The sequence below is a fragment of the Hirschia baltica ATCC 49814 genome (assembly GCF_000023785.1).
Lineage (GTDB): Bacteria > Pseudomonadota > Alphaproteobacteria > Caulobacterales > Hyphomonadaceae > Hirschia > Hirschia baltica.
The window spans coordinates 1,532,751-1,546,575 of the sequence record NC_012982.1; the positions used below are offsets into that span (position 1 = coordinate 1,532,751).

General features: G+C 42.7%; 10 protein-coding genes and 1 tRNA gene. 7 read left to right on the plus strand and 4 right to left on the minus strand.

What is annotated here, in order from left to right:
• Nucleotides 1-102: 102 nt before the first annotated feature.
• Nucleotides 103-179, plus strand: a tRNA-Asp gene (locus HBAL_RS07325).
• 185 nt (nt 180-364) lie between these two features.
• Here HBAL_RS07325 and HBAL_RS07330 read toward each other — a convergent pair.
• Nucleotides 365-1,429, minus strand: coding sequence for a helix-turn-helix domain-containing protein (locus HBAL_RS07330; RefSeq protein WP_015827304.1), 1,065 nt, complete (start codon nt 1,427-1,429; stop codon nt 365-367).
• Between the two features lie 200 nt (nt 1,430-1,629).
• On the opposite strand from HBAL_RS07330, the gene HBAL_RS16300 reads away from it, so the two are divergent.
• The 3 genes from HBAL_RS16300 (at nt 1,630) to dinB (ending at nt 7,125) form a co-directional block, all read left to right on the plus strand.
• A complete protein-coding gene (locus tag HBAL_RS16300) occupies nt 1,630-4,287 on the plus strand; it encodes a TonB-dependent receptor (RefSeq protein WP_015827305.1) in 2,658 nt (885 codons plus the stop codon).
• Between the two features lie 168 nt (nt 4,288-4,455).
• On the plus strand, nt 4,456-5,946 hold the full coding sequence (locus HBAL_RS07340) for a M20 family peptidase (protein ID WP_015827306.1): 1,491 nt from the start codon (nt 4,456-4,458) through the stop codon (nt 5,944-5,946).
• A 96-nt stretch (nt 5,947-6,042) separates the two neighbouring features.
• Entirely contained in the window at nt 6,043-7,125 is a 1,083-nt protein-coding gene (gene dinB, locus HBAL_RS07345; RefSeq protein WP_015827307.1) for a DNA polymerase IV, read from the plus strand.
• Nucleotides 7,126-7,144: 19 nt separating this feature from the next.
• Here the strand turns inward: dinB and HBAL_RS16990 are convergent, their stop codons facing one another.
• From HBAL_RS16990 to HBAL_RS07360, 3 genes are all read right to left on the minus strand, one after another.
• Nucleotides 7,145-8,302: an acyltransferase family protein gene (locus HBAL_RS16990; RefSeq protein ID WP_015827308.1), complete on the minus strand. Its 1,158-nt coding sequence runs from the start codon at nt 8,300-8,302 to the stop codon at nt 7,145-7,147.
• A gap of 191 nt (nt 8,303-8,493) precedes the next feature.
• Nucleotides 8,494-9,102: an SET domain-containing protein-lysine N-methyltransferase gene (locus HBAL_RS16305; RefSeq protein WP_015827309.1), complete on the minus strand. Its 609-nt coding sequence runs from the start codon at nt 9,100-9,102 to the stop codon at nt 8,494-8,496.
• Nucleotides 9,103-9,137: 35 nt separating this feature from the next.
• On the minus strand, nt 9,138-10,385 hold the full coding sequence (locus HBAL_RS07360; RefSeq protein WP_015827310.1) for a type III PLP-dependent enzyme: 1,248 nt from the start codon (nt 10,383-10,385) through the stop codon (nt 9,138-9,140).
• Between the two features lie 344 nt (nt 10,386-10,729).
• Between HBAL_RS07360 and HBAL_RS07365 the strand changes: the two genes are divergently transcribed.
• The 3 genes from HBAL_RS07365 (at nt 10,730) to HBAL_RS07375 (ending at nt 13,815) form a co-directional block, all read left to right on the plus strand.
• Nucleotides 10,730-12,274: a DUF2271 domain-containing protein gene (locus HBAL_RS07365; RefSeq protein WP_015827311.1), complete on the plus strand. Its 1,545-nt coding sequence runs from the start codon at nt 10,730-10,732 to the stop codon at nt 12,272-12,274.
• Nucleotides 12,271-12,909 carry a PepSY-associated TM helix domain-containing protein gene (locus HBAL_RS07370; protein WP_015827312.1) on the plus strand — a complete coding sequence of 213 codons (639 nt, stop codon included), beginning with the start codon at nt 12,271-12,273 and terminating at the stop codon, nt 12,907-12,909. The genes HBAL_RS07365 and HBAL_RS07370 overlap by 4 nt, the downstream gene beginning before the upstream one ends.
• A gap of 102 nt (nt 12,910-13,011) precedes the next feature.
• Nucleotides 13,012-13,815, plus strand: coding sequence for a DUF4198 domain-containing protein (locus HBAL_RS07375; RefSeq protein ID WP_015827313.1), 804 nt, complete (start codon nt 13,012-13,014; stop codon nt 13,813-13,815).
• The last annotated feature ends 10 nt before the right edge of the window (nt 13,816-13,825 follow it).

Here is a 13,825-nt window from a genome sequence, read left to right on the forward strand (position 1 = left end):
TGAAAAAAAGCACTTTTCAGAAAAATAAGTGCTTGACGGTTAGGGGCGTTAAAGACTAAACACAGCGCTCCAAACAATGATATTTCAAAGTTTGGGCGATGCGCGGGAGTAGCTCAGCTGGTTAGAGTGCCGCCCTGTCACGGCGGAGGTCGCGGGTTCGAACCCCGTCTCTCGCGCCATTCTCCTCTCTAAGTTTGCGGACTTGGAGAGGAGAATGATTATCGCAAATAACATCCTAATAAATCAAAATAATAATTCTGACTTGTAATCGCTTATTGGTCTGAACTATTGGCTTTAATGCATCGCCAATGCCAATCTCGAAGATGGGCATCTTTATGCGAGTGTCTCAGTCCTTAGCAAACATTTAGTCTTCTTTATCGAAAACATGTCGAGTATCTTTAGCAGAAAGTCTTGCCGTGCGAGGGCTAACACCAAAGTGTTTTTGAAATGCACGTGAGAAATTTGCTGTGTGGCTGTAACCTGCCCAATAAGCTAATGCTGTTATTGAGATGTTTGACCTTAACAGGCGCCTATATACCATCTGGAATTTGATGACATTGCAATAATCTGGGAAGTTTAATCCATAAACATCTTCAAAATCCTTGTCTAATATCTGTTTCTCTAACCCTAGCGATTTTACAATTGCCGAGGATGAAGGGATTTGAAGGTGATCTTCTAAAAATAGATTCAACACTTTGCTAATTCTATTCAAACTGGAGATTTGGGACGGTGCTACCAGTGTTTCGCTGATGAGAGAATCAAATGCCGTTAGGATACAAAAAAGTTCGGAAATCTTACTCTTTAGAAAAACAGGCCACAATTTATCATAATCAGATGTCTCAGCCAAAGATTTTGCAAACCTCAGGAGGGCTGTGTTTGTGCCGACTATTGGCGTTTCTTTGCCCCATAATTTTAGCATTTCCGATGCTCTGATAACTTTCGGGACAGGTGTTTTTAATACTTGAGCAATCGATTCTAAACACTCAGGAGAAAAAGCGAGATAAACTAAAGACAGAGGCCTAGCTGGATCTATCTGGATGTCGCAGTGTGATTCTCTTGTTTGGCGATAAAGTAGGTAAGATCCTTTTTTAATCGTCGCAGCGGTTTTATCTGTGAGCAGGTTGAATTCACCTTCAAGAACGACATTTATATAGAGTTTGTCAGACGGATATAAAGTCAGCTTTATTGTCTCTTTGGGGTCTGTGACGACGATTGTTTGCATGGTGATGGTTACACCTTGCATTGGTTGAAAAACCTTAGAATTTCCATGCATGTAATCGCAATGAAACTCCCGTGTCGCTCCAATGTCGCCAAGAGAACGGCTTACCGTTTCATTGAAATTACCCCAATTTGTTCCGATTCCCTGTTTCGTCAGGGTTTGAAACAAATCTGCGGGATTTTTAGAAGTCGTATCAGGTGTATGAAACATTATTTTGCTGTCCAACCCAATCTAAAAACTGGCCTGTGTATAGTGATAAAACTGTCACAACTACGGGTAATTGCAAGAGGTGATAAATAATTCGCCTTACAATGATAAGACTGGTAATATTTTCCACGTTTATGCTTGATTCATAAAAATAATTACGAGACCGGCCAAGGCACGTGTTTCGAATAATGGAGGAAATAAAAATGCGTAAATCAATAATTGCGTCTGCTTCAGTTATGGCGATGGCATTGTCTTCACAGGCGGCAATCGCGCAAGAAACAACAAGTGCCCCTGAAGAAAATGTACAGGAAAGTAAGAATGTTTTGGGTACAGTTGTCGTAACGGCAACAAAGCGTGAACAGACATTGCAAGATGTACCTATTGCTGTATCTGTTGTTGATAGCGAAGAAATGCTAAAGGCGCAGATTGTCGATGTTATGGATCTTCAGTCTATCGTTCCTTCTTTACGCGTTGGTCAGCTGGAGCGTGCAGCAAACACAACATTTAGTATCCGTGGATTTGGAAACGGCGGTAACAATGTTGGAATCGAGCCGTCAGTTGCTGTCTTTATTGATGGTGTTTTCCGCACAAGGTCTGCAGGCAGTTTGGGTGACTTTCCAGATGTAGAACGAGTTGAAGTATTACGTGGACCTCAATCAACACTTTTTGGTAAAAATGCTTCCGCAGGTGTTGTTAGCCTTGTGACTAAAAAACCTGCCTTTGATTGGGAAGGTAAAATTGAAGGGACTTACGGAAATTATAACCAAGCAATCGCTAAAGCTTATGTATCAGGCCCTATAAGTGAAAGTCTGGCGTTCTCGCTTGCAGGATCTGTAAACACGCGCGATGGCTATGTGAATAATCTTGCCACTGGAGAAGACTTAAACAACCGCGACCGCAATATGGTGCGAGGGCAGTTATTGTTTGAACCAAGTGATGATTTGTCGATTCGTTTGATCGCAGATTACGACAAGATCGACGAAATTTGTTGTTACACACCAAATTATGTAAACGGTCCCACTAGCGCAGTTATAGAAGCTTTAGGCGGTGAAATCCCAACAAACCCATATGGTTATGAGACGTTTGTGGACATTACGCCTCGGAGTAAGGTTGAGAATTCAGGTGTCTCAGCTCAAGCTGATTGGGATTTGGGATGGGCAACTCTAACGTCTATTTCTTCTGTACGTAATCAGGAATCAGCAAGTGATGGTGATGTCGACTTTACAAGTGCACCTCTCATTGCAAGCAATATAAATGAATGGGAAATCGATACTTTTACGCAAGAACTTAGACTTGCTGGTGGATCTGAAAAAATAGATTGGCTTGTTGGTGGTTTTTACTATGACGAGTCGCTCGATAAAAATAGCAATGTAACTTATGGGCCCGGATTTGCTGCTTATGCTGATGCTCTTGCAGGTGGATTGATTTCTTCCATTGAACCATTGCTAGGTGGTGCTCAATTTCATGAGCCCGGAACGGGAACTTTTGAAACCTTCACACAAGAAAACCAGAGTTATAACATTTTTGGTCAAGTTGACTGGTATGCAACCAATAAACTGACTTTGACGGCAGGGCTGGGTTATGTGAATGATGAGAAAGAAGTGACTGCTTCTGCTGTCAATAACGACCTATTTTCATCAATTGATTTCAATGCTTTATTCACAAACCCTGCAGTCGTTACGCCGGATGTTTTCCGTGCACTAGATCTTCCTGAATTAACAGGCGGTTTAGTCCCTGCCCAATTTGATGATCTTGTGTTCGGAACCTTGTTTGGAGCAGTGGTTGGGCAAGATGCGACACCGGCAAATATAGGTGCATGGCAGGCTGCGTTAGTGGGAGGTGATCCTGTCGCGGCGGCTCAATTTGCAGCTATACAGGCAAATACACCTGCAACTGAACAGGGCGTTGCAGCGAATTTAAGAACATCACTTGCACCATCTATTGCTGGCGGTTTGGCTCCGTTACAATTCCTTCCGGGATTTGTTGCACTTCCAAACGCATTTGAAGATGGTACCTCTAGCGATAGCAAGCTTTCCTACACTGTGCGTGCAGCTTATGATGCGACGGATAATATCAATGTGTATGCAAGCTATGGAACAGGGTTTAAAGCGACATCATGGAACTTAACCCGCGATAGCTCATATACAGCTGCGAATGCAGCTGCTCTAGGCAATGCTGGCCTAATTCCGAACAATCGCGGAGCGGGTACACGGTTTGCGTCTCCTGAAGAAGTTGAAATTTTTGAAATCGGCGCAAAAGCAGTCTTTGACCGAGGTACAGTGAACATCGCGCTCTTTGACCAGACGATTGAAGGTTTCCAATCTACAATCTTCCAAGGAACTGGGTTTGTGTTGGCAAATGCGGGTGAACAAACCACACAAGGTATTGAAATTGATGCGACTTACATGCCGATTGATCAATTGACGCTTGGGTTTGCTGGATTAGTGCAAAATCCAGAATATGTAGACTTCCAGAATGCTCCGGGAATTGGTGGTCCGACAGATCTGTCTGGTGAACAGCCAGCTGGTATCCACACAACGTCTCTTTCATTCTCAGCATTGTTTGAAGAGGAGATTTCACAAGGCATAATGGGTTTCATCCGCGCAGACTATCAATATGAAGATGAAATCCAGATTGTAGATAATGTATCGGCTGACCTTATGAGCCGAGAAGTGAAATTGCTAAATGCATCACTGGGATTCAGTATGGATAATGGATTTGAAGCGAGTTTCTGGGGACGTAACATCACCAACCATGAATTCTCTCAATCTGCTTTCCCGACAACAGCGCAAGCTGGTTCAGTAAACGGATATCCAAATGCGCCAGCAACATACGGGATTACACTTCGCAAACGTTGGTAATGGTTTGAATAATTAGTCGTTAAATTGGTGGCAATCATCCTTTGCGGGGTGGTTGCCATTTTTCTGAAGAAGGTGACATTCTTTATGGGGTGCTTTTGTGTGTAATGAATGTCCGTTTTATTCGAATGAAACTTATTTAAAACAACGGCCTTACAGGAGGAATGACGCATGCTTTTCAAAGTGATTTATGGATTTATCATCACGCTTGTTTTGATTGTTGCCATAATGCTGATCCGAACCTTCTCCTACGGAACTAGTGAAGAGATGGCTCTCGTAGAACTTCCTGCGCCAGTGTCCTATAACGAGCCCGAAGCAATCAGGCGTTTACAAGAATCTGTGCGTTTTCAAACCATAACGATCAATCGAGGTGATCCGGCAACGCTAGAAGCGGCTCAGCCATGGTTGGAATTTCACACCTTTCTGGAAACTGAATACCCGTTAGTGCACCAAAACCTACAGCGTGAATACGTGGCTGATTATAGTCTATTGTACACGTGGCAAGGCCGAGATGAATCTCTTGATCCGCTTATGTTAATGGCACATCAGGATGTCGTTCCTGTTGACGACGCCACTTTAAGCGACTGGGATCGTCCACCTTTTTCTGGTGATATCGCAGATGGGTATATATACGGGCGAGGCACACAAGACGATAAAGCATCCATAATTGGAATTATGGAAACAGTTGAAGCGCTGATAAAGTCTAATTTTCAGCCTAATCGAACACTGATTTTATTATTTGGACATGATGAAGAAGTCGCAGGAACGGGTGCCGAGGCTGGTGTTGGCTTATTGAGCGAGCGCGGAATTAGTCCTGAAATGGTGGTTGATGAAGGCTTTTTTGTTCTTAATGATATGGCTGGATTTGATGCTCCACTAGGCCTGATCGGGATAGCTGAGAAAGGCTATATGACCATAGATCTGGCGTCTGAATCAGCTGGCGGGCACTCGTCTTTGCCACCCAAAAACTCAGCTAATATTCAGCTGGCTAAAGCGTTATTAGCACTAGAAAAAACGCAAATGCCATCACACTTAAATTCTAAGCAAGTGTCTGATTTTTTCCAAGCTGTAGCCCCTGAAATGTCCTTCATGAAGCGGTTTGTTTTAGCCAATACGTGGATCACAGGCGGATTAGTGAATGCACAATTTGGTGAAATAGCATCCATGAATGCAATGATCAGAACAACGACTGCTCCCACCATGCTTACTGGTTCGGTTAAAGAGAATGTGCTGCCACAAAAATCCACTGCAACAGTAAATTTTAGAATTCACCCTGAGGATTCTTCGGGTGATGTTATAGAGCATGTCGAGAATGTTATTGGTGGAATTGAAGGGGTGAGTATTCAAGCAAGAAATAAAGGGATTTTCCGCGAACCTTCACCTATTTCGCCCACGGATAATCGGCCGTTTGCATTATTAGCGGCATTGGCAAATAAAACGGGCGATAACGCACGTCCTGTGCCTGCGCTGGTCCTAGCCGGTACAGACGCAGCCTATGCCAGCCAAATCTCAAACAATGTGTATCGCTTCACGCCCGTTGATTATTCTGTGCATGACATTGATGGCATACATGGAACTAATGAAAGATTGTCTATAAAAAATTTCAACTTGATGATTGAAGGCTTTAGCCAGCTTATTCTTGCTATGGATAGCCCAGAATAGTTGTTGGTAATGGCAGCTATAGCGCGAAGAAAAAGTGAAGATAAATGTCTGATATTATTCAAATAATATTTTGTTTTGATGTCACGAGATTAAAACGTGTCTGAGCAATATTCGCGCAAAATCATACATATCGACATGGATGCATTCTTTGCATCCGTTGAGCAAAGGGATGACCCGACACTGCGAGGAAAGCCAGTCGCTGTCGGTGGTGGCGAAGCGCGCGGTGTGGTGGCTGCGGCTAGTTATGAAGCGCGTGAATATGGCGTGCGGTCTGCGATGGCTTCTGTTGCTGCTAAAAAACGATGTCCCGATCTGATTTTTGTGCCTCCAAGATTTGATGTCTACAAATCTGTATCCAACCAAATACGAAATATTTTTGCTCAATACACGCACTTGATCGAGCCTCTATCTTTAGATGAAGCTTATTTGGATGTGACGGATAATTTAAAGGGCATTGAGTCGGCCACGCAAATCGCAATGGAGATACGTGCCGAGATATTGAAAGAGACAGGGCTGACAGCCTCAGCTGGGGTTTCATACAATAAGTTTATTGCCAAACTTGCATCCGATGAAAACAAACCCAATGGACAATGTGTGATACCCCCAAAGAGCGGAGAGCAATTTGTGGCTGGTTTACCCATTCGTCGTTTTTACGGTGTGGGTCCAGTCACGGCAAAGAAAATGGAACGTCTTGGGATTCTAACAGGTGCTGATTTAAAAAAAGCAGATTTATCATGGCTAAGGCAGAATTTTGGGAATAGCGCGGATTACTATTATGCTGCGGCACGTGGGAAGGATGATAGAATTGTTCAGCCCAATAGAATACGAAAATCAGTGGGTGTAGAGCGCACTTATTCAAAAGATCTCTTTGAAAAAGAAGAAATTCTCACTGAAACAGAAAAACTGATCACCCTGTTATGGGAACGTATTGAGCGTGCCAATGCAGTTGGACATACAATTGTGTTGAAGGTGAAATTTTCTGATTTCAAACAGATTACACGATCTCATACTTTAGAGCATTCCATCACCGAAATCGAACATTTGGACGTGTCAGCCCAATTATTGTTGGGCCATCTTCCAAGGCCGATCAAACCGATCAGACTGTTAGGTTTAACGCTGACAGGATTGATTGAGAGTGGTTCTGATACTGTGAACAACCAACTTTCGTTTCCTTTTTAAATCACTGCATTTTACAGGGTTAAAATCTGCTTTGGCGTGTTGGTGGCAAGGTACGACCACCATTTATCAGTGCAAAAACTGGCGGTAGCAATTTGTTGAGAACGATTGCAACAGGCACAACAATTATTGCAACTAATATTGGTCCAAGTAGGAAAAACACAGGATAGGCGGGATCGTAATACCCTCCCAGCAACTTTTGCCACGCACCCCAGCATATTGTCAGGATTAAAACGTGGGAACAAAAGATGATAAAGATAAATTGTTCAAGTTTTAAGATATAATGAGAAATCTTTAGTTTGGATATGCGGATCGAAAGCCCCCAAAAAGCGATAGCGGCTGGAAACCTGATCAATAGGAAAGCAAGTTCAATTCTTTTTTCTAAGTCTATTGTTCTTTCGGAGATGTCGCGGGCTACATCTAGAGAATCTCCAAGTATAAAGAGACTAATAACGGCCAATAACGCCCAAGATAAAACCTCTAGATAAAGTGGAATTTTAGGAATTTGGCCACGTAAACACAAGAACATGCCTATCGCATAAAACAACAAAATATTGGGTGTGATCAAAAGAGCAGTGAAGCTACCTAAAACGTATAATACGGCAACAACACCGATGAATGCGGGTACGAATTTCTGGTATAGGATGACAAGTATTGGGGCGAAGAGCGCACATACAAAAATATCTCTCAGGAATGAAAGTGAAATATTTACAGGTGCTTGCGTTATTCCCATGAGATACTCGCCTAGCTTTAAAAGGCTAAAAGTCTCTCCGAGTGATTGCTCCAAATAACCAGCTTGCAGGTATTTATCGATTACAAAAACGATGAAGAGAAAGCAGGCATTCCAAAAAATGAGTGGAATTATCAGGGAAGAAAATTTTTGCGAGACAAATTTAAGTATCTCAGCTTTCCTGAGGCTGAAAACAACCAGAAACCCCGAAATGATTGAAAGAAGTGCAACCGAAGCTCTGCCAACTGAATTTACAAGAAAAAATCTGAATTCATCAAAAAAACGAACGGCTTCTGTAGATGAAGCGAACGCAGCTACGCCAGGGTTTACGTGCACGTAGATCATGAAAAATATGCATAAAACGCGGGCTATTTTTATAGATTGCGATGTCTCTTTTGTTAAACTTGGAACTGCAAATTTTTGATTGTTTTTTGAAGAGACAGCAGACATTGAACAAGTAACTTTTATCGAGTGTGAATTTTCGTTTCCTGTTCAATAGTGCAAATTCAATGCCCGTAAACCAAATATTGCGTAAAAGCCCAAACGCGACAGAAACCATTCGGCTCTGTCGCGTGGGAAAGGTTCATAATTGTTAGTTGAATGCCTTGGTGATTTCGGCTTTCAAACTTGACTATTGAAATCTAATTATGTCTGGCATCGAAGACGTTTTGTTTGAGTTGAGCCGGCCCATATACCGCTACTTCCTCAAGTTCATCGGCATGGACAAAGTCCTCATGTGTTTCTATGGCTATCACATTTGAATGAGTCATATTGTGTATGTAGGCAAGCCCATCAGCACTGACAAGCTCGGCGCGACCAGTGACCCAATGACGACAGTTTGAAGATCCACACATACAAGCAAACTGATTAAACAATACATCTTCTGTGGAGGCGTAATCCATGAATAATGGCTCACCGACTTCAATATCACGCACACAGAATACTTTCTGATCATGCATATCTAGCACAACATTTGGATCACAGCTGTGAAGCAACATCCCAATGAAATAGGGGTCGTGCAAATTGTCATTGGGTGCACGTTGTAATGAGTGTTGTAGCAATTGATCTGTTTCTTCAGCCACAAAGCTTCCAATCACTTCACCGCGTTTGAAAGCGCGAACAGCAAATATACCAACACCAAATTCCTGTGTTGTTTTCTTCACGATGTCTTTTGGAGTAGGAAGTTTGCTTTTGTCCAAATGAGTTGGGCAGTGCGCTTTGATAAAGGTCTCAGGATATATTGTATGCATCGAGTTTAATCCTTCAAATAGGATGCATTGAGCAATTATATGCATTGGGAAGTCAGGTTTGGAAAACCATTGAGCGTGGTTGAGTAAGTGGTGGTGTAAACACCGGTATGGGCGAGGATCACGCGGTCCCCGGGGGTAAGTGCTTTGGGCAAATGATAGCGAAATTCTTCAGCGTAGATCACATCATTAGAATCACATGTCTGACCTGCCATAATCACAGGACCAACTTCGCCTTCATGGTGTGTATAAACCGGGTAATCAATTTGCGTTTCTACCAATCCGCCATAGCGGCCAATATCAAGATAGACCCAACGAATATCAGGATTGGTATGGCTAGGGGCGACCAAAACCACTTCTGCCAAAATGAAGCCTGCATCAGCTGGCAAATAGCGACCTGGTTCTGTGTAAATAAGCGGCGCATTTGTTTTGAAATACTTGGCGACATAATGCGCAATAGCATCACAGAAAGTCGTGATTGGCGGCACAGTTTTTCGATAGTTTGTCGGGAAACCACCACCAACATCGAGCACTTTCATTGTGTCTACGCCTTGCTTGCGCAATGCCTCAAACACTTCAGCAGCCGCGCGTATTGGCGCATTCCAAGAAGCAGGGTTTAGCTGTTGAGAGCCTGTGTGAAATGAAATTCCGTGTGCAATCAAACCACTAGAATTAGCTTTTAAAAGCCAATCAAGGGCCTTTTCAGGAGGGCATCCAAACTTGATAGACAAAGGAGAAACTGCACCTGATCCATCGGTCGTGATCCGGCAAATCACTTTTGAACCCGGTGCATGCGTGATGATTTTGTCTAATTCTAATGCTGCATCAAAAACGTATTGTTCAACGCCGCGTTGATATGCAGCTTTGATTTCGCTCGCTTTTTTTAGCGGATTTCCGTAAAGAATATCTTTTGCTTGCGCGCCAGCGGCCAGACACATGTCGATTTCTTGAATGCTAGCACATTCAAAATAACATCCTAATTTGTTCAAACGTTTAAGCAGATCAGGGTGAGGATTCGCTTTGATCGCATAATGATGATTAGCCCGCGGCAATGCAGTTTTAAGCGCTTTATAATTGCGTTCAACCACGTCCAGCTCAACAACAAGATGAGGTGTCGGTCCATCATAAGCAGCAATGAAGTTTTGCAATGCGCGACTTGTCGATGTCTGGATAGTTCCATGACCTAGGGCAGGGTTAGTACCAGTTTGTTTAAACACAGTTTTTGCGTCAATAAATGACTTGTCAGGCGTGTCACTTGGTTTGCTAACGGTCTGGGGAACGGGCATAAGCGACCTCCGCAGAGAGAGCATCAAGTGATGCGAAGATGAAAATTGTAAGCACTAGCTAAATCCACAAAAAACGAGAAACTCGTAACTTTACGAACCGCTGATCTCCTTGCTTACTCATCGTCTCTGGGTCGATCTTTGGTAAATTTCCATATAGCGCAAAAAATCATCATGTAAAGTGTTTGATTTTGTAATGCAGCAATAAAAGTAAATGCTGACAAATTGGGTTTGGATACGACTAACGCCTTTATTAAGAATAATAATCAATTGCAATAGTTGACTAATCTTCATGAGAATGAGAATTGTTATCAAGTAAGTGGTGTTTCGATCGGGAAATCTCCTGTGTGAACATTGCGAAGTCAAATGTTTCAAGTTCAAAAGAAGAAAAAATGGCGTTTCGGTATTTTCCAAATTATTCACGCGTGATTGCAGCCGCTATGGTGGCATCTATTGTTCAGCCAGCCCTGGCGAATGAGTACAGTTTCCAAGCTGACCATGTTTTGGGAACTGAAGTGAAAATGACAGTTGAGGCGAGCTCTCAAGAAGTCGCGCAGTTTGCTTGGGAGCAAGCGCGATCAGAAATATCCAGATTGGAAAAGATATTTAGCTCTAGAGATAGTCATGCAGAACTGGCTGTCTTGAACGATCGAAAATCATTAGAAGTATCATCCGAGCTAAGTGAGCTGCTTACAGCTTGCAAAGCATGGCATGAGAAAACCAATGGTGCTTTGCATTGCGGAATGGGCAAGCTTGTAAAGGTTTGGAAAAATTCAGAAAAATCAGGGGTTCTTCCAAGTGATTCTGAAATCAAACCTCTCCTTGATGCAGTTGCTTTGAATAACTTCATCGACATTAAATCCAACAGTTTTGTACAATTGAGCGAAGGTGTTGAGCTCAATGTTGATGCGGTGGCTAAAGGGAAGATAATAGATAAAGCATCGCAAGCGGCACTTGCAATAGATGGAGTACAGGGCGTCGTCCTAAACATCGGGGGTGATATCCGCACTTTAGGAAAGTTATCTGAGAGCGCTGTAAAAGTAGGTGTGTCATCCGGAAATAGTGCTGATAATTCAACACCTGACGATTTGGTGCGGGTTGCAAATGCTGCGATAGCGACAAGCGGTGCAGGACAACGAGACTTTAACATATCTGGGCAGACATATTCGCATATTGTGTCGCCTTTTAATGGTCGCCCTCAGGAAATTGTTGATTATGTTTCAGTGATTGCACCATCTGCTGAGGAAGCCGATGCCTTAGCGACAGCTTTTTCTGTGATGGGTATTTCGCAGAGCCTCCTTTATGCAAATACTCACGAAGGTATTGAAACCTTTATTTTTTCTAAAGGAGGAACGCTTTTCAAAAGTAAAGGGTGGGAAGGATTAAGAGTACCAGTTGAGGTAATTACCGCGGCTGAGGCAGGTGTTGAAAATCCATGGGCTCCTGATTGGAAAATGCGTGTAAAATACAGCGTGCCTGAAATCGATATCAGTGATTATGAATATCCATATATCGTTGCTTGGGTGACAGATGCTGAAAACAAGCCAGTCAAGCATTTGCTTATGTTGGGCGATAGTCCCCGATGGATTGAAGAAAATTATGTTCATTGGCGCCGTGTTGGCAGAAAACAGCCAGCGGTGATTGATCATGTAGCCCGTCCAACCAAACCGCCGGGAGTGTATGATATTGAATGGGATGGTGTTGATGATCACGGGCGTCCAGTAGAGCAGGGTGAATACATACTACATATTGAAGCCTCAAGAGAGCATGGCGGACATCAATATGTAAAATTGCCAGTGAATCTCTCAAATACAGCAGATGTTTGGACGGTGGACCCAGGGTCTGAGCTTGGTAAAATATCTATAGATTTTTCAAAGACTAAAAGCTCATGACTGATAATGCGCTAACGCTGGTTCATAGGTTCAGGATACCTAAATTAAAGAAAGCGGTCATCTATAAATTTGCTAGAGCGGCTCATAACTATCTATCTGCTTTTGCATTTATGGCGCTCATGTTTTTTTCTGTTACTGGCTTGCTACTCAATCATCCGGAATGGCTGAAAACAAAAGCGACACCCATAAGTCAGGAAGTCTCTCTACCTATGGAGAGTATTGAGCATGTTTTGGCGCAAGACAATCCAGAAGAATTTTTGGAGAGTGCTTTGAGGAAAGCTTCAAATTTCTCTGGGGAATTTGCAAATGCTGAAATATTTGAAGATGAAGCCATGTTGCGTTTTAAAGGCGTAAAAGGGGATACGACCGCTCATATCGATCTAAATTCAGGTTTGGCTCGGCTTGAAACAAAGCGTTCAAACGTAAGTGGATTTATACGTGACCTCCATCGCGGCAAAGAGGCCGGGAAAGTTTGGAGATTTGTGATTGATGTAATTGCTGTCTTTATCATGACGCTTTCACTTATTGGCTTTTTCCTATTTTTCACGATGCGTTTTCGTTTGGTAACAAGCATGAAGCTGGTCGGGGCAAGTGTTGTTTTCTTTATCGGGATACTCACCTTTTTTGTGTCGTGAAATAGAAAAATTCAATGATTTTGCCTATGTAAATAATGATAATGACTTGCATTCTCAAAATATGTCTGACAAGAACGTTTAGGAGAAATTGGAGAGAATTCTATGTTTAAAAAAATGGCTTTGATTAGTGTCGGGATTTGGTGTTTGGGCAGCACATCTGCATATGCACATACGTCTTTTATGAGGCCTAATGCATTTGATTTTACTCAAGGTAAGAATATCACAATTGAGTCTTCATTCACTGAAGATTTTTCAAACCCTGAAGTCGGTGTGAAATCAGGTGATTGGCATTATATCGCGCCCAATGGTGTGCGCTATTCATATGACAATGTTGTAGAATTGAAACAAACGACAATTCTTGAAAATACCATAAGCCAATCAGGAACTTATAAATTTTCAACGGGAGAGCGTCTTGGCCGGAAAGGTAAGATGATTCAGACTGCAACGGGAGAGCTTAAAGCTGCTCGCGGTGAAAATGGTGCTGAGGTTGAGCTAGCCGAAGGTGAGACATTTGTAACCTCACAAACCGCGACTGTTGCCAATGTTTATGTTTCTAAAGGGGCACCAACAGATAGTGCTGTGAATGAAACTATTGGCCGCTTGGTATTTCATCCACTGAGCCACCCCAATGAATTGTATGTCGGTGAAAGCTTTCAATTAAAAGTGACTTTTGATGGCCAGCCAATGGCTGATCAGGACATGGAATTACTGCGTGAAGGTGGTCATTATTCCGATGATAAAGGTAAGAAACAAGTCACAACAAACTCAGATGGGATTCTAGATCTTAGCCTTGAGCAACCTGGCGTATATCTTTTGTATACGCGTCATCGTGCTGAGGCACCTGCAGGTTCGGAAACAGATATTCGAAGCTATTCAACCTCTCTGACCTTCGAAGTCACACGCTAATCAAATCATT